Raw genomic sequence first — 22,024 nt, 5'->3', positions numbered from 1 at the left:
CGGGACGTCCTAGGGCAGGACGACCACCTGCGCGCCGAACACGAGTCCGGCGCCGAACCCGATCTGCAGGGCGAGCCCGCCCGACAGGTCCGGGTGCTCCTCGAGCAGGCGGTGCGACGCGAGCGGGATGCTCGCGGCGGAGGTGTTGCCCGTGGTGGTGATGTCGCGGGCGATCATCACGGACTCGGGGATGCCGAGCTGCTTGGCGAACTCGTCGATGATGCGGATGTTCGCCTGGTGCGGCACGAACGCGGCGAGCTGGTCAGGGCTGACACCGGCGGCGTCGAGTGCTTCGCGGGCGACCTTGACCATCTCCCACACCGCCCAGCGGAAGACGGTCTGACCCGCCTGGCGCATGGTCGGTCGGGGAGCGCCGGCGGCCCACTCGTTGTAGGTCGCCGTCATGCCGATCGCGTCCCACTTCGAGCCGTCGGAGCCCCAGATGGTCGGCGCGATCCCGGGGAAGTCGCTCGGGCCGACGATCGCGGCGCCGGCTCCGTCGCCGAGCAGGAACGAGATCGAGCGGTCGGTCGGGTCGACGACGTCGCTGAGCTTCTCGGCCCCGACGACGAGCACGTGGTCGGCGATGCCGGACTTCACGAACGAGTCGGCCTGGGCGATGCCGTACGCGTACCCGGCGCACGCGGCGCTGATGTCGTACGCGGCAGCGGGGGTCGCGCCGATCCGCTCGGCCAGCAGCGCTGCCATCGACGGGGTGGCGACGGTGTGGGTGACGGTGCTGACGAGCACGACGCCGATCTGCTCGGGCGCGATGCCCGCCTTGGCGATGGCCTCGCGCGCGGCGGTCTCGGCCAGGTCGACGGCCTCGACGTCGGCGCCAGCACGCATCCGGGTGATGATGCCGGTGCGCTGCCGGATCCACTCGTCGGACGAGTCGATCGGGCCGATCAGGTCCTCGTTCGGCACGGTCTTGTCACCGCGAGCGGCACCGAAGGCGAGGATGCGGCTGAACTCGTGGCCGCGGCGCTGGGACAGGACCGGACGGCCGGCCGCAGCCGGCGCGCTCGTCGTGCCTGGGGCCTCCTGTCCGGCCTGGAGGCTCGTGGCCGCTCCGTCGGTCGTGCTTGCGTCCGTCACGCGGTCACCTCGGTCTTCTCCGCGCCCTGGGCGCTCTGCAGCAGTTCGATCGCGGCCGGCAGGTCCTCGGGGGACTTGATCGCGACGCTCGGGATGCCGCGCATGCCGCGCTTGGCGAGTCCGACGAGCGCACCGGCGGGTGCGAGTTCGATGATCCCGGTGACGCCGGTCTGCTGGAACGACGCCATCACGGCGTCCCAGTGCACGGGGCTGGCGATCTGCCGGACCATCAGGTCGACGAAGTGCCGGCCGTCGTCGACGCGCGAGCCGTCGGCGTTCGTCCAGATCGGGAGCGTGGGGTCACTGACCGCGGACGCCGCCGCCACCGGGGCGACACGGTCGACGGCCGGGGCCATGTACCGGGTGTGGAAGGCGCCGGCGACGGCGAGCGGCACGACGCGGGCCTTTGCCGGCGCGTCGGCGGCGAGGGCAGCGATCGCGTCGGCGGTACCGGCGACGACGGTCTGGCCGCCGCCGTTGTGGTTCGCGGCGACGAGGCCGTGGGTCTCGAGCGCCCGGGCGACCTCGTCCGGGTCACCGCCGAGCACGGCGGCCATGGACGTCGGTTCGAGCGCTGCGGCATCGGCCATCGCTCGGCCGCGCTCGGCGACGAGCGCGATCGCGTCGGTGGGCTGCAGGATGCCCGCGACGGCGGCGGCGGTGAACTCGCCGACCGAGTGCCCGGCGACGCCGCCGACCAGGTCGCGACGGCCGTCGGCCAGCAGCGCGTCGGCGGTGATGATGCCCGCCGCGACGATGAGCGGCTGCGCCAGCGCGGTGTCCTTGATGGTGTCCGCGTCGGACTCGGTGCCGTGGTGGGCGAGATCGACGCCGATCGCGTCGGACCACTGCCCGACGCGGTCACGGACGGCTGCGTCCTCGAGCCAGGGGGCGAGGAAGCCGGGGGTCTGGGAGCCCTGTCCGGGCGCGACGACGACGATCACCGGACAATCCTGTCTGGCATGTCGAGCCGCACCCGTGTGGACTCCCGACACAGATCGGGACGCGACATTGTGGGACCCCTACCGGCGGGCAGGGTGGCTACCGGCGAACCGGGCGTCGGCGGCCGGATGCCGACTCGGACATCGCGCCGAGGATCAGCGCCGACTGCACGATCAGGGCATCGCGGGCGTGGGTGGCGTCCCAGCCGATGATGTCGGCCACGCGGCGCAGGCGGTAGCGGACGGTGTTCGGGTGCACGAACAGTTCGCGTGCCGTGGCCTCGAGGGAGCGCCCGGTGTCCAGGTAGCACCACAGCGTCTGCAGCAGTTCGGTGGACTGGTCCTTGAGCGGCACGTAGATGCGCTGGACCAGGGCCGAGCGGGCGAGCGGGTCGCCGGCCAGTGCGCGTTCGGGCAACAGGTCGTCCGCCAGGGCGGGTCGGGGTGCACCACGCCAAGCCCGTGCCACGGCGAACCCGGCCAGGGCGGCCTTGGCCGAGGTCGAGGCGTCGACGACACCGGGGACCTCGTTGCCGAGGACCAGGTGGCCTTCGCCGAAGAGCGGTTCCAGGGACTGCGCGATCGCCATGAACGACACGGGCTCTTCGCCGTCGGGGACGTCGTCACGCCCGGTGGCGCGGCCGATGACCACGACGAGCCGGGAGCCCTGCACGCCGATGAGCACGTCGGCGTCCATGTGGCGGGCGGTCCGGCGGACCTGGTCCACCTCGAGCTGTTTCGGCGCGGTGCCGACCAGGACCGCGACCTCGCCGTGCCCGTGCCAGCCGAGCGCCGCGATGCGGGACGGCAGCTCGTCGTCGTACTCGCCCGACAGGATCGAGTCGACGACCAGGGCCTCGAGCCGCGCGTCCCACAGCCCACGTGCCTCGGCGGCGCGGGCGTAGACGTCGGCCGCGGCGAACGCGATGTCGCGCGAGTACTTGAGGATCGCCTCCTGCAGCATCTCGTCGTCCGCGGCACGTTCCTCGACGACGGTGACGACGACCCGGATGAGCTGCAGGGTCTGTTGCAGGCTCACCGAGCGCAGGAGTTCGCGCGGTGCCGAGCCGAACACGTCGGCGGCGGCGATCCACGGGGTCGACGCGCTGCCCTCGAGCCATGAGATGAACGACGTGATGCCGGCCTGCGCCACCATGCCGACGGCGGAGCGTCGACCCGGGGGCATCTCGCTGTACCAGGGGAGCGTGTCCTCGAGCCGCTTGATCGTGGCGGTCGAGAGTTCGCCCGACACCTGCCGGAGCCAGGAGAGCGCGCGTTCGCGATCGCTCTGCTGGCTCACGGCAGGATCGGTGCGGGGTGTCGTCACCGTGCGGGTCAGCTCTCGCCGCCGGCGCTGCCCGTGGTGCCGGCGGTCACGTCGTGCAGGCGGTACTTGTCGATCGCCTGCTGGACGAGGGCGCCGTCGATCTTGTCCTGGCGCGCCAGCTGCTGCAGCGTCCGCACGACGACCGAGGGGCCGTCGATGTGGAAGTAGCGGCGAGCTGCCGGACGGGTGTCCGAGAAGCCGAAGCCGTCGGCGCCGAGCGTGGCGTAGTCGGTCGGCACGAACGGACGGATCTGCTCCTGCACCTGGTGCATGAAGTCGCTGACCGCGACGACCGGACCCTCGGTGCCGAGCAGCCGCTCGGTGACGTACGGCGTGCGGGGCTGCTCGTTCGGGTTGAGGAACGCGTGCTGGTCCGCGGCGAGACCGTCGCGGTACAGCTCACCCCAGCTCGTGACGCTCCAGACGTCGGCGGACACGCCCCAGTCCTCGGCGAGCAGCTGCTGCGCCTCGAGGATCCACGGCACGGCGACACCGGATGCCAGCAGCTGGGCCTTCGGGCCGTCGTGTTCGCTCGCCTTGAGCAGGTACATGCCCTTGACGATGCCGTCGACGTCGATGCCCTCGGGCTCGGCCGGCTGGACGATCGGCTCGTTGTAGACCGTCAGGTAGTACATGACGTTCGGCTCGGCGTGCTTCGGCGAGCCGTCCTCGTTCGTGCCGTACATCCGGTCGAGCCCGGCCTGCACGATGTGCCCGATCTCGTAGCCGTACGCGGGGTCGTAGGACACGACTGCCGGGTTCGACGCCGCCAGGAGCAGCGAGTGGCCGTCCGCGTGCTGCAGGCCCTCACCCGTCAGGGTGGTCCGACCGGCGGTGGCGCCGATCATGAACCCGCGGGTCATCTGGTCACCGGCGGCCCAGATCGCGTCGCCGGTGCGCTGGAAGCCGAACATCGAGTAGAAGACGTAGACCGGGATGAGCGGCTCGCCCTGCGTCGAGTACGAGGTGCCGACGGCGGTGAAGGCCGCCATGGCCCCGGCTTCGTTGATGCCGACGTGGATGATCTGACCCTGCGGGCTCTCCTTGTAGGCCAGGAGGAGCTCACGGTCGACCGACGTGTAGTGCTGGCCGTTCGGGTTGTAGATCTTCGCGGTCGGGAAGTACGCGTCCATGCCGAACGTGCGCGCTTCGTCCGGGATGATCGGCACCACGCGGTTGCCGAAGTCGGGGGAGCGCAGCAGGTCCTTGAGCAGCCGGGCGAACGCCATGGTGGTGGCGATCTCCTGCTTGCCGGAGCCCTTCTTGACGACCTGGTACTTGCTGTCGTCCGGCAGCGTGATCGAGGTGTACTTCGTGCGGCGTTCCGGGACGTACCCGCCGAGGGCCCGACGGCGCTCGTGCATGTACTGGATCGCCTCGTCGTCGTTGCCCGGGTGGTAGTACGGCGGCGTGTAGGGGTTCTCCTCGAGCTGCGCGTCGGAGATCGGGATGCGCATCTCGTCGCGGAACTGCTTGAGGTTGTCGAGCGTGAGCTTCTTCATCTGGTGGGTCGCGTTGCGGCCCTCGAAGCTCGGACCCAGGCCGTAGCCCTTGACCGTCTTCGCGAGGATGACGGTCGGCTGGCCCTTGTGCTCGGTCGCCGCCTTGAACGCCGCGTAGACCTTGCGGTAGTCGTGGCCACCGCGCTTGAGGTTCCAGATCTGGTCGTCGGAGTAGTCCTTGACCAGTTCGAGCGCCTTCGGGTCGCGCCCGAAGAAGTTCTCGCGGACGTACGCGCCGTTCTCGGCCTTGTACGTCTGGTAGTCGCCGTCCGGCGTCTGGTTCATCAGGTTGAGCAGGGCGCCCTCGGTGTCGCGCGCGAGCAGGTCGTCCCACTCGCGGCCCCACACGACCTTGATGACGTTCCAGCCGGCGCCGCGGAAGAACGCCTCGAGCTCCTGGATGATCTTGCCGTTGCCGCGGACCGGTCCGTCGAGGCGCTGCAGGTTGCAGTTGATGACGAAGTTGAGGTTGTCGAGGCCGTCGTTCGCGGCGACCTGCAGCTGTCCGCGGGACTCGACCTCGTCCATCTCGCCGTCGCCCAGGAACGCCCAGACCTGCTGGTCCATCGCGTCCTTGATCCCACGGTTCGACAGGTACTTGGCCTGCTGGGCCTGGTAGATCGCGTTGATCGGGCCGATGCCCATCGACACGGTCGGGAACTGCCAGAAGTGCGGCATGAGTCGCGGGTGCGGGTACGACGACAGGCCGCCACCGGCGTGAGACTGCTCTTGACGGAAGCCGTCGAGCTGGTCCTCGCCGAGTCGGCCTTCCATGTACGCGCGGGCGTACATGCCGGGGGAGGCGTGGCCCTGGAAGAAGACCTGGTCGCCGCCGGAGGGGTGGTCCTGCGCACGGAAGAAGTGGTTGTAGCCGACCTCGTACATCGCGGCGCTCGACGCGTACGTCGAGATGTGGCCACCGACCGCGATGCCCGGACGCTGCGCGCGGTGCACCGTGATGGCGGCGTTCCAGCGGATCCACCGGCGGTAGCGGCGCTCGAGTTCCTCGTTGCCGGGGAACTCCGGCTCGTCCTCGGGCGCGATCGTGTTGACGTAGTCCGTCGTCGGGACCATCGGCACGCCGAGGTGCAGCTCGTTCGAGCGCTTCAGCAGGCTCTGCATGATCTCGCGGGCCCGCTGGTGGCCGTGCGTCGCGACGAGCCCATCGAGCGACTCACGCCACTCTGCGGTCTCCTCGGGGTCCTGGTCGGTCCCTGCTGCAGTGCTGCGCGGGTCCTGGTCGTTCACCGTCACCCTTGACCTCGTTCGTTCTCGTGGTGGTGGACATGTGTGGTCCACCGGTCGATCGGGTCGCGACCTGCGGTGGGAGCCTCGACCACTCTAGGCCCCACGGCAGACAGAGAGCCTGACCGCACGCATCCTGCGCGCTGCTTGCATTCGCGAGCCGTCGGCGTACGATTGCCGATCGTGCCCGCGCAGACCCGCCGAGGCACGGACCGACCGGGCACACCCGCAGCCCGAGGAAGCAGTACGCACGATGGCACTGGAGATCGGCTCGCTCGCGCCGGACTTCGAACTCCCGAACCAGTTCGGTGAGCACGTCCGCCTCAGCGACTTCCGCGGCACCCGCCCGGTCGCCCTCGTCTTCTTCCCGCTGGCGTTCTCGTCGACCTGCACGACGGAGCTCTGCGACCTGCGCGACAACATCGCGATGTTCCAGGACAACCGCATCGAGCTCATCGGCATCTCGGTCGACTCGAAGGCCACGCTGCGCTCGTTCGCCGACCAGAACGGCTACGACTTCGAGCTGCTCGCCGACTTCTGGCCGCACGGTGCCGTCGCCAAGGAGTACGGCGTCTTCCTCGAGCACAAGGGCTTCGCGAACCGCGCCACGTTCGTCATCGACGTGCAGGGCCGCATCCGCGCGTCGATCATCTCGGAGCCCGGCGTCGCCCGCGACGTGACCGAGTACCGCGCGGCGCTCGACCGGCTGGCCGCCTGCACGGCGCCCGTCGCGGTCGGCTAGCAACCGCCGGGACCCTCCGTTCCGAACCCTGGTCAGGTGCACCCGCACCGGACAGGAGGCACGGTGCACGGCATCGACGAGACGCACCGACCCGACGTGGTCACGTCCACCGCGTACGCGCCGTTCCCGGTGACGAGCGACCCCGCCCCGTGGCAGCTGGCGCGGTCGGTCGTGCCGACCTCGGTCGGACCGGTCGTGGTGCACGCGCGAGCCGGCGTGCGTCCCCTGCTGCTCCTGCACGGCGTCGCCGGGTCCTGGACCACGTGGACGCCGGTCCTGCGCGCGGCGCACGGCTTCGGTGACCGCGGTCTCGTGCTCGTCGACCTGCCCGGGTGGGGATCGTCGCCCACGCCGTCGACTCCGCTCGGTGTGGACGACGCGGTCCGCGTGCTGACCGAGGTGCTCGACGCGCTCGGGCACACCGCCGTGGACGTGGTCGGGCACTCCATGGGTGCCTTCGTGGCGCTGCACCTCGGCGTCACCGCCCCGGACCGCGTCCGGTCGATCGGTCTGGTGTCCGGGACGACCTTCGCCGCCGTGGCGGCCGCGCGCCACCCGGTCCGCGGCATCGCGACCCTGCCGGCGTTCGCCCTGCTGCGTGCCGGACTCGCCGTCACGCGGAGCGCCGCGGTCCCGATGCTCCGCGCACTCGCCGGCGTCGGGCTCCTGCGGCTCATGGCCGCACCGGTGTTCACCCACGTCGGCGCACTCGACCGCAGTGTCCTCGACGCCTTCGTCGAGGAGCTCCGGCCCGCCGGGTTCCTGGGCGCTGCCGCGTCCGGCGCTGCCTACGACACCGATCGCTGGCGCACGATCCCGGTACCGGTGACCGCCGTCGCCGGTCGAGACGACGTCTTCGCCCGGGTCAGTGACCTGGACCACCTGGCGGCGGTGCTGCCGGACGTCCGCACGGTGCTGCTCGACGACTGCGGCCACTTCGCCCACGTCGAGCACCCCGACGCCGTCGTCACGGCCCTGGCACCGGGCCGTACGCTCTGACCGTGTCACGTGGTGAGCTCCCGCCGATCGCGTGGACGGTGCCGGGGCCCGCGCGACGACCGGTCCTGCCGAAGGCCGTCACCGTCGCCGGCGTCCTGGTCCTGGTGCTCGCCCACGTCGCCTTCTCGATCGACCTGCACAACCTGCTCACGACGCCCGCGTCGTGCGAGGTGTACTGCGCGACGGTCCCGGCCGTCGAGGTGCCCGCCCTGCTCGGGGTGCCCGTGTGCGACGTCCTCTGCGTCGTGTGCGGCGTGTTCCGTCTCGCGCTCCAGGGACTCCGCCCGGTCTTCGGCTGGGTGCTCCTCGGGACGCCGCTGCTGCAGGTCGCGGTCACGATCGAGGCGGGCATGGTGCTCCGGCTGCTCGCCTGACGACGGCGCCGGGTCGCGGGTCAGTGGTACTGCGGGGGCCAGTCGAACGCGGCCGGGCGGTGCGGAGCCTCGCCGAAGGTCGTGACGACGAGGTCGACCTGCTCGAGGTCGCGCAGCGCGATCGAACGCGGGTTGCCGTAGAACCGAGACCCGTCGACCCACACCGTCAGGTCGCCATGCAGTCCGCCGACGTGACCAGGGCCGAGCGAGACGCCCCACTCGTCGAAGAACTGGCCGAGCGTGAACTCGCGACGCTCGGGGGACTCGACGTGGATGATGCCCGACGTGTCGTGGGTGTGGATCTCGGCGGCGAACCGCTGCGCGTCCGAGTGCCCGATGTTCCCGGGCACGACGACCGGCTCCCCGCCGTCGGTGATCGTCAGGTGGGTGTGGATGTGCTCGGCGAGACGCTGCCCCCACACGTCGTGCAGACCGGCGGCCTCGGCGCGGGCGGCGAGGTCCGTCGGACGGGGCCACGGCGGTCCGTGCTGCGGGGAGGAGCACCCGGTCAGGAGCACCACGAGCGCCGCTGCCGTCACCGCCGTCGTCGCTCGTCGCACCCCCTCTGCCTACACGGTCAGACGCGCGCCGGGAACGTCGCAGCGACCCGTGCGCGGACTTCGGACACGACCCGCCGCCGCATGTGCGGGGAGAACAGCGAGTGGTCGCCGTCGGGCACGTGCACCAGGGTCACCGACCCGTGGACGCCGCCCGGGCGGTACCGCTGCAGCGCCGTACCGCCGCCGAGGGTCTGGAACAGCGCGGCGTCGACATCGGCGGCGATCAGCACGACGTCGGTGCCGGCCGTCACGAGCGGACGGACGTGCTCCACGACGCCTCCGGACCGGTCGCGACGTGCGATGCGGTCCCGGATCGCCTTCGGCACGACGACGTTGTACCGGTCGCGCACCCACTGCCGTGCCGGCGAGGGCGAGTCGACTGCGCGGACCGCGTCGCTGTAGCTGCCCGGCGACGCCGGCCTCCGCCGGTAGTCGTTGGGGCTGATCTCGACCACCAGACGGGGGCGCTCCGCAGCGGACCGTCCTGCGACCCAGGCGCCGGCACACATCCCGACGAGGGCGAGACGATCGTGGTCGGCGCCGAGCGCCGCCAGGACCGCAGCTTGGTCGTCGACCCACTCCTGCCCGAAGAGGTGGTCGCGTTCGTCCGCTGCCACCGCGGTGCTCTCACCGGTGCCGCGGCGGTCCAGGCGCACGACGCGGGCGCCGTCACGGGCGAGGGAGCGCGCCAGTTGCACCTGGTAGTCGGCTGCACCGACACGGTGCTCGGCGGCGCCGTTGTGCAGCAGCACGACGGGGGTGTCCCGATCGAACCGCGCAGGCGACGTCTCGATCGCGAACAGGGCGTGGGGCCCGAGCGACCGGATGCGTTCGGACATGCCGTCGCCCAGGTCGAGCACGGCGTCGACGACGGGCGCACGGGTCGACACCGCCTGCGTCGGGACGTGCTCGTCGACCCACGCGACGACGGCGTCGACCGCCACCTCGGGGATGCGGGCGTGGATGCTCGTGCCGTCGAGGAGCTCGGCACTGCCAGGGACCTCGACCACGTCGAGGCTGCCGAGCGCTTTCGGGGCGCGGGCTCCGGGCCGGACGAGCACCAGGGTGTCCGCACCACGGGGGTGGTGGCGGAGCGCTGCGACGGCGGCGACCTGGTCGGCGTCGAGGTCGATCCCGACCAGGGTCTCGAGGCCGTCGACCACGCGGTCCGCGCCGATCGTCATCGTCGCGAGCGCACGCTGTCGTCGGAGCCATGCGCGGCCCGACTCCGGTGCGTCCCAGAGCACGAGGCCGTCGTCGTCCGAGGCCGCGGCCGATGCGACGAGCGCCCCCGACGCCAGTCCGACGAAGACGACGCGCTCGATGCCGGTCGTGCGGAGCACGGCCGCGGCCTGCCGGGCGGACCGGACGAACGCGTCGGGGTCGTCGTCGGCCTGGGAGTCACCACGTCCGGACGGGTCGTGGCGCACCGAGGCCACGCCACGAGCCTCCAGGCGGTCTGCCAGCAGGCGGAGCGTGCGGTAGGCGATCACGTGCTCCTGGCCGAGCGGCGGGCAGATCACCACGCCGGCACGCGCCGACGGCGGCGTCTGCACCGCGACACGGATCGCCGGCGTCCCCGACCACCCGTGTGTCGTGGTCACAGTGCCAGCGCGCGACGGACCTCGGCCGGCCACGAGGCCGGTTCGGTGCCGTGCGCGGCGAACAGGGCGATCGTGACGCGTTCCAACCCGTAGGCGACACAGGCGCTGTGGGCGACCTCGCCGTCGGCGGAGCGGATGGCGAACGAGGCGCCGAAGTGGTCCTCGTGCAGGTTCGCCGAACCGATGGCGGTCGGGTCGCCGGCGTCGCCGTAGACCGGCGTGACGAACTCGAACTTGAGCGACTGCTCGACCTGGTTCCGGGCGAGGATCTTGCCCACGCGACCGAAGAACGGGTCGTTTGCCGGCACCACGTCGATCTCGAGTCCGAACGAGGTCAGGAGCTCGCGCATCACGGAGATGCGTCCGTCGCGGTGCGCTTGCGCCGACGCCGCGGTCCCGACGTGCACGAACTCGTGCATGTGGAAGGCCTGCAGTCGCATCGGGTCGAGCGAGGGTTCGCGGCGGAACGAGTCGCCGAGGATGTCGAACATGCGCCCTCCGTCCGGCAGGGTGCCGGTCAGGAGGCCGTACAGCGGATGGCAGACAGCCGGCGTCAGCATCAGGTCGGCCGGGTCGAGGAAGCCCTCCCAGCGCTCGCCGCGCTCGCGGGCCGCCAGCAGCTCACGGTGCTTGCGGTCGTCGCCGACGAAGCCGGAGATCGACGCCGCCAGGTCCGGGAACGACGCGATGTAGTCGGTGCGCTCGAACGCGGCGAGTGGCTCCACCGGGGGGAACCGGACGACCTCGGTGTCGAGGTCCGCCATCGACCGGACGCCGGCGGCGTCGACGGCGGCGTACACGCGCTCGAAGACGCCGGTGCGGCCGTAGAGGCCGGGGGAGCCGAGGTCGATGAGCACGCCGTCCGTCAGCAGGCGGGCACGGAGTGCGGCACGCGCGGCGTCCAGCGGACTCGTCGTGGCGGTGGTGGTGTCGGTGAGGGTCACAGGATCGCTCCGGTCATCAGGGACAGCCCCGCGTCGTTCTGCAGGAGGCGGTCGTTGCTCACCATGACGGCCGCACCGTGGGCGTCGCGCAGGTGTCGGGAGATGCTCATCGGCCCGGACGCGGCGTACCCCGCGATGCCGACGATGCGCAGGGCCTTCGTGACGAGGTCGGTGACCCGCTCGGAGGCGCCGATCTTCAGGGCGTTGGCGGAGAGCGCGTAGGCACTGGACTCCAGGGCCTCCGGGTCGTCCGCGATGCGGTCGAACCGCTCGGCCGCGTGGCGGACGGTGTCCGCCAGGGCCTGCAGGTCCACGAGGAGCTCGGCGAGCCGGAGTGCCCCGGGCGGGGTGGTGCCGACGTTCGCCCGCGCCTGCTTGCGCACCGCTGCCCGGGCACGCTCGGCCGCGGACGCCGCGATGCCGAGCCAGACCGACGCCCAGAGGACGTGCGAGACGGGCAGGACGGTCTGCGCGGAGATCTTCGCGTAGTCGTCGCGGAAGACGGCGTCCGAGGTGGTCTCGGTGTCCAGGACCCACCCGTTGCTGCACGTGCCACGGAGGCCCATCGTGTCCCACGTGGACGTCTGCGTCAGCACGGTGTCCTTCGTCCAGCTGGCCACCAGGCGCTGGTCGGACGCCGCGGCCTCGGGGTCGCGGCGAGCGGTGACGAACAGCACGTCGGCCTCGGTCGCGTAGGAGATCACCGGCGCGTCCTTGCGCAGGCGGATCCGCGTCGTCAGGTCGTCGCGGTGCGTCCCGGTCAGCCGTGCGTCGCCCGGTTCGACCGTCTCGATCGCGCAGGTCGAGCGGCGGGCATCGCCACCGACGCCCTTCTCGGTCGTCGACGACGCCACGAGGGCCCCGTCGCGGACCGCGCTGACCACGGCGAGCACACCGGCGCCGTCACCACCGTGTCGCCAGAGGGCCATGACCTGACCCTGGTGCATCGCGAACACCATGCCCGTGGCGGCGCAGGCGCGCCCGAGCTCGGTCGCGATCGTCGACAGCTCGGACACGGAGGCACCCTCGCCGCCGAGCTCGGTCGGGACGGCTGCTGCGAGCAGGCCGTACTCGCGCATCGCGGCGATCGCCTCGCGCGGGGGACGGGCGTCGCGGTCGACCTCCTCCGCGTGCTGCGCGGCGACGGCGGCGACCGCTGCGGTGCGCTCCGCGAACCGGTCGACGGTCCGTTCGACGCGGTCGTTCGTGTCTGCGTCGGGCCGGTGCTCGTGTGCCGCGGCGTCCGGCTGCGTCAGGGTCACGACGTCGCCAGGGTGGCCGCGGCCACGATCGAGGACACCGAGCCGAAGGTCGCCCGGTTCAGGACGGCGTCCGGGAACTCGGTGTCCAGCTCGTTCTCGACCGCGAGCATCACGTTGACCGTCGCGTGAGAGGAGAGTCCCAGCGCGTAGAGGTCGGCGTCCGCAGCGACCTCCCAGGCGTCGACACTCAGGCGGCCGTGGTCCGCCAGCGCCTGTCGGACCGCCGGTTCTGCGGTCGGGTCAGCGAGCACGGTCAAGGTCGATCCGGGGTTCTGGTCCTGTTGCATGCGAGCAACGATACGAACGGAGTCGCCCCGGGAAACCGCCACCCGGGTGCGGGAACCCGCACCGTCGGGGTACGTCCCTGAGCAGGGTGACAGGCTCGCCGGTGATGCCCGCGCTCAGTGTTGGGAAAGCGCAACGGCACTCGCCAGCGCCAGCCCCCGTTCGTGGGACAGCGACACCGCGATGTCCTCGATCCCCGCGGCGGCGGCGAGCTCGGCCGCCGTGCCCGTGAGTTCGACGACGGGCGCACCGTGCTCGTCGAGGACGATGGCGACGTCGTGGAGCGGCACCGGGTCGGACCGGGAGGGACGCAGGAGCTTGACCACCGCCTCCTTCCCGGCGAAGCGGGCGGCCAGGCGCTCCGGGTCGTCGCCGGTGTCGGCACGCTCACGCGGGGTGAAGAGCCGGGACAGGTAGCGCTCGCCGTGGGCGCTGATGCCGGCACGCACGTCGTCGGCCGAGGCCAGGTCGCAGCCGGTGCGGATCTGGGTCACGGGCGGACGCCGAACTCGGCGAGGACGGCGTCGAGCGTCGTGCCGAGCAGCGCCGCCGTCCGCTCGTACTTCGCCTGCAGACGGGCCAGTGTCGCCGTGTCCTGCACCAGTGCGAGCCGCGCCGGGTCGGCGTTGTGGCTGACGTCGGCGCGCTTCACCCGCGGCGCGATCGGGTCGGCCATCACCCGTGCGATCGAGTCGGCGAGGGGCTCACCGGGGCGCTTCGTCATCGCGTCGACCGCCATCACCTGCTCGACGGTGAAGCCCGTCGCCCGGAGTGCCGCGAGGGTGGTGTCCGTGTCCTCGACGACGTCGTGCAGCCAGCCGACGACCTGCTCGTCCACGGTGGTCAGCCGCGCCGCGACCGCCGCCGGGTGCTCGATGTACGGCCGGCCGACCTTGTCCACCTGTCCCGCGTGCGCCTCGGTCGCGACCCCGCGCGCCGTCGTCACCATGTCCGTCATGGCCCCAGCGTGGCACGGGTCGGCTTCGTCACGTCGGGCAGGGGGTCCGGCACCACGGTGGACGCGTGGACCGGACGAGCGATCCGTGAGCGACGACCGGCACCAGGTGCTCGCGCTCGACGTCGCCCCTGACGACGCGAACGCGGTCGCCGCGCAGGTGCGGTCGTTCCTCCGACGACGACGTCTCGCTGTCCCGCACCCCGACGCGGTCGACCCCACTCCGCACAACACCAGCACGCCGCGCTCCCCGTTGCCGGCCGACCTCATCGGACCCGGCTTCACCGCGAAGCCGCACGACTCGGGTCGCCCTGGCCACGACCCGCTGTGGGACTTCATCTCCGTCCACGTCCCACACGACGAGGACCACCGCATCTGGTTCCTCGGGGACACCACCGGGCCGTCCGACTGTCGGTCCTGCGGAACGCCCTTCGAGGACGAACCGTTCTGGGCGGCGTTCAACGACTGGCTGGAGGGGCCCGAGCCGACCCTGACGTGCGGGAACTGCGCGGGCACCGCGCTGACGGGCGACCAGGACACCTCCGGCAGCATCGTCGTCAGCTCGGTCGGCATCGTCACATCAGGCGGCTGCAGGGACCTGATCCCCGAACTCCTCGGCGCGCTGCGCACCGACTTCGGTGGCCGGTGGTGCTGGGTGGCGTACCACCCGTGACGACGTCGCCGCGCAGTAGCATTGCCCCGAAGGGCCTTTAGCTCAGCTGGTAGAGCGCCACGTTTACACCGTGGATGTCGTCGGTTCGATCCCGGCAGGGCCCACCTGGCGCGTGATGCCGGTGCGGTGTCGGGCTGTGGAGGGACCGCCCTGGCGGAGCTGCCCTCTAGCATCGGATCGTGAGTTCCCGCGCCGCACCGCGAAGGAAGCGTGCTCCAAGACACGTCGGCAAGCCGTGGTCGCGCTCGGAACGCTCGAGCGTCATGCGGCGCCGAGCCGATCGCGAAGCCCCAGGATGGTGGCCGCGAAGGATGCTCTGGAGCTGGCGATGGATTGCGCGCCCGCCGAGCCGCCTCCTGGCGGCGATCGTCGACGGGATCTGAGCGCCGTCACCAGGCGACGATGCAGGCCGAGCACAGCGCACCCGTGCCCGACTGACGCTCGGCGCATCGGGCGTTCAGCGCTCCCAGCGGAACACGATCGCACCGTCGTGGGCGACGCCGTTCGCGATCAGCCCGACGATCACTGTGGCGAGCACCACGGTGACGGCCGCGTACCCGACCGCTCGGCCCCACCGGCGGGCACGGACCCATCGGACGCAGCGGAACGCGGGTGACAGCGTCATCACGCAGACCGCGGTGACGGAGCCCCACCGGGCGAAGACGGTGGCATCGCCGGCGAGGGCCGAGGCCGCCCACGTGGCGAGCACCGTGAGGATGAAGACGAGCGCCCCGATGGCCAGGGCGGCGTCCGAGGCGTCCTCGAGCGGAGAGGGCTCGGGCGCCGTGGAGCGATCACGCGCGGTCTGCCGGAACCGCTCGCGGTACTCGTCGACCGCGGGCAGGAGTTCCTCCACGGCGCGGGGGAGAGGCCCTGAAGGCAACGCGAGGAACGACGCGAGATCGGATCCCTGCGCGCCAGAAGCGGCGATGAGTCGCGCCGCGCGGTCCCGTTCCCTCTCGGTTGTCCATCCCTCGACCGTGATGCCCCAGCGCCCCGCCTGGTCTGGCGCATCGATGGAGCGGTACCGCTCGGCGAGGGCGAGGCGGACGCGGTGATCATCCGGTCGCGACCGTGCGCGGGCGCGGAGGAGAGCCAGCGCAGCGGCGCGGTCGCCCCGGAACCACAGTGCGTCCGCCTTCGCGACCTGCGTCTCGTCCTCCATCCGGACAGCATGACGGACTGGAGGCGCGTGGCGGGCGGGTGCCGCGCCTCCAGTCCGGGGCACGGCCGGGCCGTCAGGCGCGTCAGCGCCTTGCCCGCTGCGATGCGAGCAACCGTCAGTTAGCCTGCGGACATGTCTTCCGAGCTCTGGGTCGTCATCATCAGCGTCGTCGTGCTCGTCGTCTTCTGGGTCGGACAGTACTTCGGCTGGTTCACGAGCAAGCACGGCCGAGGGCTCCCGGACGGGGCGGCACCGACGATCCAGGGCAGCCAGGTCTCTCCTCCCGATGCCGGCGGGCACGGCGGCTGACAGCACGACGAGGGCCGTCTGAACGATCGGCTACCGGGACGGGGTCGGTGCGTGGGTGCGGCTCGCACGTGCCGCATGCGCGGCGGAGGCGAGTGCCACGAGCGTGAGGATCGTGAGGAGCACTGCGGCTGAGCGGACCCCATGGAGTTCGATCGCTCCACCGATGAGTCCGGCACCCACGGCGATGCCAGCGGCGGAGGCCGAGTTGATCCAGGTGAACCCCTGGGTCCGGGCCGAGGCGTCGACGATGGCCTGGGTGATCTGGGAGGACGAGGCGAGCAGGGGAGCGATCGCGCAGCCGCCGACGAACTGCATGATCGTCATCCCGAGCACCGTCGGCGACCACACCGCGATCAGGACTCCTGCTGTGACCGTCGCCGTCGCCAGGAGTTGCACGAGCTGCGGCCGCGGGGCGGACCGCAGTGACCCGTACACGAGGCCGGCGACGATGCTGGCGGCGCTCGACACGGACAGGACCAGACCGGTGAAGGGTTGCAGTCCCTCCGCAGTCGTCGCGGCCGTCACCAGGAGTCCCACGGAGCCGAAGACGCATCCCAGTCCGAGGTTGACTCCGAGTACCGCGAAGAAGGCTGGGCTGCGCAGCGATCCCTGACCGCTGCGCACCGTTGTCGTGTCCGACCCTACCGGGGGCGGCGCGGTCCGCCGTTGGAGGGCGAGCATCCCGCAGCCGGTCGCGATGAGCATCGCGGCGGCAGCCGAGCCCGCCCCGGGAGCGATGCGTGTGCTGACGAGGGTGACGAGGACCGGCCCGGTGAGGAACACGACGTCGTTGATCGTCGCCTCCAGGGAGAACGCGATCCGCAGGGCTGCTGGCTCCGGGACCAGCGCCGACCACCGCGCTGCCGAAAGCGCGCCGGGCTGCGGCACCGCAGCGCCGGCGACCATGACCACTGCGAGCGTGAGTGGGAGGGGCGCACGGCCGACGGTCACGAGCGCGATCGCCAACGCGAGCACGTGCACTGCCACGACGACCGGGAGGACGCGTGTCTGCCCCCATCGGTCCGCGAGGCGGGCTGCTTGCGGCCCAGCCACGGCCTCCGCGACGGCGAACGCCCCGGTGGCCGCACCTGCCGCGACGAACGATCCGGTTGCCTGTCGCACGGAGAAGAGCAGTCCGAGTCCGGTCATCGCGACACCGAGGCGCGCGACAGCGGCCGTCGTGCAGAACGCGATCGCGCCGGGGCGGCGGATGACGTCGCGGTAGCGCCGGGCAGGTGATCGAACCGAGTCGAGCGTCGAACGGAGCCGAGAGCGTGCAGTCGTCATGGACGATGCCTCCACGCGGTGTGCGAGGGCCGTCGGCAGACAGGTCGGACTGCACATCGACGGTCCCGGCGGAACCGCGGACCCTCGGAATGATGCCTCGACCACCGCTGGCGACGCAAGCCCTCGACGTGGCCGTGAGGCGGTCAGCCCGCGGTTGCTGGCGTCAGATCTCGGCTCGGTAGAGCACTTCTCCGTCGGTGGACCGGTACCCGATCGGGAAGTAGGAACAGATGACGCCGTTCTCGTAGTCGTCCTTCACGGTCTCCATGAAGGCGTACGCCTCGTCGCCCGTGGCGAAGACGCCGAGGACCGTGTTGTGCGGACTCTCGTCGTGCTGCACGATCCACACTGCTTCACCCTGGAAGGGCTTCGGTGGTCGCAGGGAGCGCGGTCCGGTCACATCGTCGAGTGTAGGTCGGAGCTGCTTCGGAGACGGCTCGCTCGTCGTGGCGACGGCAGGATGTTCGGACCAGGACTGCGAGGATGCCACCGTGCCACTTCGTTCCCTCGACGAGCTCGACGACGCCGTCTTCGACGTGACCGCCGTGCGCGTGGACGGCGGACGGCTCGTCCTGCACGGGTCGGTCGTCGACCACGACACGAGCGCGCGGACGGTCCGACTCCCCGTCACGCTGACCGTGCCGGATGCCGTGGACGTCGTCGTCGACGTCACCGGCGGGACGGGCGAACTCGTCCTCGAGACCATCGACGTGACCGCGACGGCGGTGAGGCTCCGGGGCGTCATCCCGTGCGAGGTCGTCGTGATCACCTCCGTGCGGAGCCAGGTCCTCCTCGACGTCGGCACGACGCCCATCGCGGTCCGCCGCCGGTGGCGCTGGCGTCCGTGGGACGGGTCAACGCCGGTGGTCCTCGACCACCGCGCCGTGTCGAGACGCCTCCGGGAGAGCGTGTGCCCCGCGTGCACACATCCATGGGTCGAACACCCCACAGAACGGGACGCGACGGGCACGACATGTGGTGAGTGCGACTACGAGCTCGAGCACGACGAGCTCCCTCCGGGGCGGTCGGTCTGCACGGCGCGGACACCGCACCGACTCTTCGAGCCAGGACCGTCACGTCCGCGGTCGTGATGTACTCCAGACGGGACGGCACGCTCTGTAATCACCGCAACCAGAGCCTCCAGACCGTCACGCTCCCGCTGACCCACGTTTCGTGGTCGCGGGTCGCGACCACGCAACCGATGTACCGAGGGACGAACGCATGACCCAGAGCAGTTCCCAGGTGCTGGCGTTCGAACACGTCGGCATCACCGTGGCGGACCTCGACCGCACGACGTCGTTCTTCTGCGACGTGCTCGGCTTCGAACCGACCCGCCGCTCGCACACGCACGGCGACGCCGCGCACCACGTCACGGGCGTGGCGGGGGCGGACATCCAGCACGCCTTCCTCGTCGCTGGTGACCTGGAGGTCGAGCTGCTCGCGTACCAGTCGCCGGACCGTCGAGCCGATGGTGTGCCCGGTCCGGAGACGCCCGGTTCGATGCACCTCGCCCTGCGCGTCGACGACCTCGCACGGATCATCGATCGTGCGGCCGCGTACGGCTGGACCCCGCCCGGTGAACCGCACCTGATGACCGCCGGACCCCGCGCCGGGTCCCGGATGAGCTATCTGCGTGACGAGCACGGCGCGACGCTGGAACTGGTGCAAGGGGGACCACAGTGAGCACGCACTCCGCGCTCCGGCGCGCACGACAGGTCGTCGCGGCCACGATGACCCCGGACATCCCGGCGGACCGGTTCGACTGGGTCGGCCCCGACGGAACGGTCGACCGCGGGATGCTCGTGGAGGCCAAGGAAGCGATCGAGCTGCTGCTGTCCGACCGGGCCGTCCTGCACGTCGGGCGGATCACCGGTCTGCCGATCGAGGCGAGCAAGCGCCAACAGGTCTCGACCGCGATCGTGCGCATCGTGTTCGACCGCTTGCCGGCACGGCGCAGCATCACCGAGGAGACGTTGAACGCTGCGCTGGCGATGTTCGTCGAGGACGTCGCGCTCGTCCGGCGCGACGCGGTCGACACCGGCGTGCTGGTCCGGACCCCTGACGGTGCCGCCTACCAGCTCCAGACACGCTGAGCAGGAGGACCCGTCACCCCGCAGCGCCCAGCGCCCGCGTCGCCAGGTGCAGCGCGAGTCGCGTCTCCGGGTCCTTGAGGTCGACCCCGATCAGCCGCTCGATCCGGGTGATCCGGTCCCAGACGGTGTTCCGGTGCACCCCGAGCACGGCCGCGGTCTCGGCCACGGACGACTCGGCGTCCAGGTAGGCGGCCAGCGTTGCCCGGAGCGCGCCGCCACCGCGCTCGAGGGGCGCGAGCAGCTGCTCCGCTGCCGGCAGGAACGTGTCCGTCTGCGTCCAGGCCAGCAGCAGCTGCGCCAGACCGAGGCGGTCGACGTGCACGAAGTACCCCGACTCCGGCCGGCTCGCGGCGAGACGGGCAGCGTCGCCGGCCTCGCCGAGGGTCCGCACGAGACCGGCCGGCCCGGCGTGCAGGCTGCCGACGCCGGCGGCCGTGTCGACCGCGCCGCGGAGGTCGTTCTGCGCCGACCGCACAGCGGTGGCGACGGCGGCCACGGCGAGCCGGTCGGGTTCGTCGTCGGCCGAGGTCCAGAGCGCCCAGCCGTCGGTCTGCTCCACGACGGTGACGGTGAGCCCGTGTGCGTCGGCAGCGGTCTCGACGGCACCGCGGAGGGCCACGGTGTCGACCGGTGTCCGTGCGACGAGCCGGATGCCGATGTGCCAGGCGTCGAGCTCCCACCCGGCGGCGATCGTCCGCTGGACGAGCGACGGCGCGGGCACCCCCTCGGCCGCGCGGAGGTCGTCGAGCATCGCCATCCGCCAGCGGGCGTCGCGTTCGTCGTCGAGTCGGGTCAGGACCAGCCGGTGACCGGTCGCGACGGCGGCGACGCGCAGCGCTGACGCGACGGTGGCGCGTTCCGCGCGGAGCGGCGCGGTCAGCCGCACGGCGAGCCAGGCGCGGGGGCCGATCCCGGTCGGGACGGGCACGGCGACGACGGCCGCGCCGTCCTCCTCGGTCACCCAGACCGGGTCGCTCGTCCCGACGGTGCGTGCGAGCACCGCGGCGGTGTCGGGTGCGACCCCGGCCCCGCGGAGCGCACGGCCGGAGGAGTCGAGGAACCGCAGTTCGTGCCCGAGCTCGGACCCGAGCCGGGCGAAGAGCTCGTCGAGGTCCGGCCCCGCGTCCAGCCCGATGCGCGCGGCGGCGAGGGCGGCGCGCGCGGCCGGTGCGTCGCCGGAGCCGATGAGCTCGTGGACGCGGACCGACGCCGTCCACGGGTCGTCGGTCGCGATGACGGCGACGCCCAGCCGGTCGGCGAGCGCGAGGGTGCCGCGTCCGGGCGGCGGCGTGTCGACGGTGCGTCCGACCAGCAGGGCGGGGACCCCGGCGGCGGCTGCCCGGCGGAGCAGGACGTCGAAGCGCGCGTCGAACCGTTCGAGGGGCGTCAGCAGGGCGACGACACCGTCCCCGGCGGCGACCGCACGGCCGACCTGTTCCGGTGACCCGACGATGCCCCGCACCCCGCCGACGGTGCCGGAGGTCGGGCCGGCGAGCACGATGGTTGCGGCGGGCATGAGCGGCAGCAGCTCGGAGACCGGGATCACGCCGCGACCTCGGGGACGGTGTCTGCGTCGATCCCGAACGCACGGGGACCGACACGGTCGAGCCGGTGCGGGGCGTCCCACCACCAGGACGCGCCGGGCAGGACGAGGACCGCCAGGTCGTCCCCGACGCGGACCCGGTCGGTGCTGATCGGCGCGCGGGTCCGCGCGTCCACGACCACGATGCAGCTCGGGCTGCTGGCGACGGGGTCACCGTCGACCAGGCAGTGCACCCACTCGCTGCCGGCCTCGACCCGGACGACCGCGCCGGTCCGGTCGTCGCGGAGCACCATCGACCCGTGGACGAACGACAGCAGGTCGCCGCCGCGCTGGACGTCGAGCACCCGCCCGCGGCTGACGAGCCGGCCGCCGACCTGCCGGGCGAGAGCGTCCACGTCGCTCGCTCCGGCGGCTGCGCGGCCCGTCCGCACAGCACGCGTCACGCTGCCCGCGACACAGCGTTCCGCGAGCACAGCGGCGTCGACGGGGCCGATCGCGAACGCCGCCCAGCCACCGCTGTGGGACACCGCCTCGCGCCAGACGGTCTCCAGATCGCGTGGGTCTGGTGCGTCGACCACGATCCGCAGCCCGCTGGACGTGACCGCCGCGGCGGTGACCGAGGGCAGCGGGTCCACGAACAGGCTGAGCTGGTCGACGCGTGGCGTCGCGCGGCCGACCAGGTCCGCGTCGACCAGGGGGAGTCCGGCTGCATGGGCGGTGAGCGCGGCAGCCGGTCCGGTCACCCCGCCGATCTGCGCGGCGACGACCGCGTCGGCCCGTTGCCGCGTCCAGCGTTCGACGGCCGCCAGGGCGTCCGGCAGCTCACGCCCGCTCGGGATCTTCTCCTCGAGCACGGTCGTCGACCCGATCAGCCCGACGGCGATCACCGAGCGGACGGCACCGTCCACGGGCACGACCGGGACGGTGGCCGTCCCGAGGGCGATGCGCAGCGCGTGCACCATGTGGTCGACCTGGCCGCCGCCACCGCAGCCGAGCAGGGCGGCGCCGCGGCCGAGGTCCGCTGCGTCATCGGACTGGAGGCCCGTCACGGCTCCGTCACGCTGGTCGCCCTGGTGTGTCGGTCCACGCTGGTGCATCGGTCCATGATGCCGTCCC

At 72.1% G+C, this 22,024-nt stretch carries 24 protein-coding genes and 1 tRNA gene; 9 read left to right on the top strand and 16 right to left on the bottom strand.

Annotation, left to right across the window (positions count from 1 at the left end):
* Positions 1-9 precede the first annotated feature (9 nt).
* The 4 genes from BIU90_RS05895 to aceE all read right to left on the bottom strand — a co-directional run bounded on the left by BIU90_RS05895 (position 10) and on the right by aceE (position 6,122).
* Positions 10-996 carry a beta-ketoacyl-ACP synthase III gene (locus BIU90_RS05895; RefSeq protein ID WP_071299374.1) on the bottom strand — a complete coding sequence of 329 codons (987 nt, stop codon included), beginning with the start codon at positions 994-996 and terminating at the stop codon, positions 10-12.
* Positions 997-1,094: 98 nt separating this feature from the next.
* Positions 1,095-2,042: an ACP S-malonyltransferase gene (locus tag BIU90_RS05890; RefSeq protein WP_071299310.1), complete on the bottom strand. Its 948-nt coding sequence runs from the start codon at positions 2,040-2,042 to the stop codon at positions 1,095-1,097.
* Positions 2,043-2,139: 97 nt separating this feature from the next.
* Entirely contained in the window at positions 2,140-3,339 is a 1,200-nt protein-coding gene (locus BIU90_RS05885; protein ID WP_175470145.1) for a CdaR family transcriptional regulator, read from the bottom strand.
* Positions 3,340-3,374: 35 nt separating this feature from the next.
* Positions 3,375-6,122, bottom strand: coding sequence for a pyruvate dehydrogenase (acetyl-transferring), homodimeric type (gene aceE / locus BIU90_RS05880; protein ID WP_071299308.1), 2,748 nt, complete (start codon positions 6,120-6,122; stop codon positions 3,375-3,377).
* Between the two features lie 244 nt (positions 6,123-6,366).
* Between aceE and BIU90_RS05875 the strand changes: the two genes are divergently transcribed.
* Genes BIU90_RS05875 through BIU90_RS05865 form a run of 3 tightly spaced genes read left to right on the top strand, consistent with a single transcriptional unit; the run spans position 6,367 to position 8,228 of the window.
* Positions 6,367-6,855, top strand: a complete 489-nt coding sequence (locus BIU90_RS05875; protein WP_071299307.1) for a peroxiredoxin — start codon at positions 6,367-6,369, stop codon at positions 6,853-6,855.
* A gap of 36 nt (positions 6,856-6,891) precedes the next feature.
* Positions 6,892-7,854 (top strand): alpha/beta fold hydrolase, encoded by a 963-nt coding sequence (locus BIU90_RS05870; RefSeq protein WP_083403743.1) that lies wholly within the window; start codon positions 6,892-6,894, stop codon positions 7,852-7,854.
* 2 nt (positions 7,855-7,856) lie between these two features.
* Positions 7,857-8,228 (top strand): hypothetical protein, encoded by a 372-nt coding sequence (locus BIU90_RS05865; RefSeq protein WP_071299306.1) that lies wholly within the window; start codon positions 7,857-7,859, stop codon positions 8,226-8,228.
* Between the two features lie 20 nt (positions 8,229-8,248).
* Here the strand turns inward: BIU90_RS05865 and BIU90_RS05860 are convergent, their stop codons facing one another.
* The 7 genes from BIU90_RS05860 to BIU90_RS05830 form a co-directional block, all read right to left on the bottom strand.
* Complete coding sequence (locus BIU90_RS05860) at positions 8,249-8,788, bottom strand: hypothetical protein (RefSeq protein WP_139195135.1); 540 nt, start codon at positions 8,786-8,788, stop codon at positions 8,249-8,251.
* Positions 8,789-8,805: 17 nt separating this feature from the next.
* Positions 8,806-10,392 (bottom strand): alpha/beta fold hydrolase, encoded by a 1,587-nt coding sequence (locus BIU90_RS05855; protein ID WP_071299304.1) that lies wholly within the window; start codon positions 10,390-10,392, stop codon positions 8,806-8,808.
* Positions 10,389-11,336, bottom strand: coding sequence for an amino acid--[acyl-carrier-protein] ligase (locus BIU90_RS05850; protein ID WP_071299303.1), 948 nt, complete (start codon positions 11,334-11,336; stop codon positions 10,389-10,391). The genes BIU90_RS05855 and BIU90_RS05850 overlap by 4 nt, the downstream gene beginning before the upstream one ends.
* Positions 11,333-12,598: an acyl-CoA dehydrogenase family protein gene (locus tag BIU90_RS05845; protein WP_083403742.1), complete on the bottom strand. Its 1,266-nt coding sequence runs from the start codon at positions 12,596-12,598 to the stop codon at positions 11,333-11,335. The genes BIU90_RS05850 and BIU90_RS05845 overlap by 4 nt, the downstream gene beginning before the upstream one ends.
* Positions 12,595-12,885, bottom strand: a complete 291-nt coding sequence (locus BIU90_RS05840) for an acyl carrier protein (protein WP_071299302.1) — start codon at positions 12,883-12,885, stop codon at positions 12,595-12,597. The genes BIU90_RS05845 and BIU90_RS05840 overlap by 4 nt, the downstream gene beginning before the upstream one ends.
* Before the next feature lie 114 nt (positions 12,886-12,999).
* Positions 13,000-13,377, bottom strand: coding sequence for a holo-ACP synthase (locus tag BIU90_RS05835; protein ID WP_071299301.1), 378 nt, complete (start codon positions 13,375-13,377; stop codon positions 13,000-13,002).
* The gene (locus tag BIU90_RS05830; protein ID WP_071299300.1) at positions 13,374-13,841 is read right to left on the bottom strand and encodes an HD domain-containing protein; all 468 of its coding nucleotides are present in this window, start codon (positions 13,839-13,841) and stop codon (positions 13,374-13,376) included. Before BIU90_RS05830 ends, BIU90_RS05835 begins: the two co-directional genes overlap by 4 nt.
* An 85-nt stretch (positions 13,842-13,926) precedes the next feature.
* Between BIU90_RS05830 and BIU90_RS05825 the strand changes: the two genes are divergently transcribed.
* Both BIU90_RS05825 and BIU90_RS05820 read left to right on the top strand, forming a co-directional pair.
* Complete coding sequence (locus tag BIU90_RS05825) at positions 13,927-14,511, top strand: hypothetical protein (RefSeq protein ID WP_071299299.1); 585 nt, start codon at positions 13,927-13,929, stop codon at positions 14,509-14,511.
* 31 nt (positions 14,512-14,542) lie between these two features.
* Positions 14,543-14,615, top strand: a tRNA-Val gene (locus BIU90_RS05820).
* Positions 14,616-14,968: 353 nt separating this feature from the next.
* Here the strand turns inward: BIU90_RS05820 and BIU90_RS05815 are convergent.
* Positions 14,969-15,676, bottom strand: a complete 708-nt coding sequence (locus tag BIU90_RS05815) for a DUF6584 family protein (RefSeq protein ID WP_071299298.1) — start codon at positions 15,674-15,676, stop codon at positions 14,969-14,971.
* Positions 15,677-15,808: 132 nt separating this feature from the next.
* On the opposite strand from BIU90_RS05815, the gene BIU90_RS18610 reads away from it, so the two are divergent.
* Entirely contained in the window at positions 15,809-15,985 is a 177-nt protein-coding gene (locus tag BIU90_RS18610; protein WP_175470143.1) for a hypothetical protein, read from the top strand.
* A gap of 30 nt (positions 15,986-16,015) precedes the next feature.
* Here the strand turns inward: BIU90_RS18610 and BIU90_RS05810 are convergent, their stop codons facing one another.
* Both BIU90_RS05810 and BIU90_RS05805 read right to left on the bottom strand, forming a co-directional pair.
* Positions 16,016-17,272, bottom strand: coding sequence for an MFS transporter (locus BIU90_RS05810; RefSeq protein WP_071299371.1), 1,257 nt, complete (start codon positions 17,270-17,272; stop codon positions 16,016-16,018).
* A 163-nt stretch (positions 17,273-17,435) separates the two neighbouring features.
* On the bottom strand, positions 17,436-17,672 hold the full coding sequence (locus BIU90_RS05805) for a hypothetical protein (protein WP_254786955.1): 237 nt from the start codon (positions 17,670-17,672) through the stop codon (positions 17,436-17,438).
* Positions 17,673-17,763: 91 nt separating this feature from the next.
* On the opposite strand from BIU90_RS05805, the gene BIU90_RS05800 reads away from it, so the two are divergent.
* The 3 genes from BIU90_RS05800 to BIU90_RS05790 all read left to right on the top strand — a co-directional run bounded on the left by BIU90_RS05800 (position 17,764) and on the right by BIU90_RS05790 (position 19,365).
* A complete protein-coding gene (locus BIU90_RS05800) occupies positions 17,764-18,363 on the top strand; it encodes a hypothetical protein (protein ID WP_071299297.1) in 600 nt (199 codons plus the stop codon).
* 130 nt (positions 18,364-18,493) lie between these two features.
* Positions 18,494-18,955: a VOC family protein gene (locus tag BIU90_RS05795; protein ID WP_071299296.1), complete on the top strand. Its 462-nt coding sequence runs from the start codon at positions 18,494-18,496 to the stop codon at positions 18,953-18,955.
* A complete protein-coding gene (locus BIU90_RS05790) occupies positions 18,952-19,365 on the top strand; it encodes a DUF2087 domain-containing protein (RefSeq protein WP_071299295.1) in 414 nt (137 codons plus the stop codon). The genes BIU90_RS05795 and BIU90_RS05790 overlap by 4 nt, the downstream gene beginning before the upstream one ends.
* Before the next feature lie 13 nt (positions 19,366-19,378).
* On the opposite strand, the gene BIU90_RS05785 is transcribed toward BIU90_RS05790, so the two are convergent.
* On the bottom strand, positions 19,379-20,911 hold the full coding sequence (locus BIU90_RS05785; RefSeq protein WP_083403740.1) for a CdaR family transcriptional regulator: 1,533 nt from the start codon (positions 20,909-20,911) through the stop codon (positions 19,379-19,381).
* Positions 20,908-22,005: a DUF917 domain-containing protein gene (locus BIU90_RS05780; RefSeq protein ID WP_083403739.1), complete on the bottom strand. Its 1,098-nt coding sequence runs from the start codon at positions 22,003-22,005 to the stop codon at positions 20,908-20,910. The genes BIU90_RS05785 and BIU90_RS05780 overlap by 4 nt, the downstream gene beginning before the upstream one ends.
* Between the last annotated feature and the right edge of the window lie 19 nt (positions 22,006-22,024).

The organism is Curtobacterium sp. MCBA15_001, assembly GCF_001864835.1.
Classification (GTDB): Bacteria; Actinomycetota; Actinomycetes; order Actinomycetales; family Microbacteriaceae; genus Curtobacterium.
This window is presented reverse-complemented; position numbering and strand designations above follow the sequence as displayed.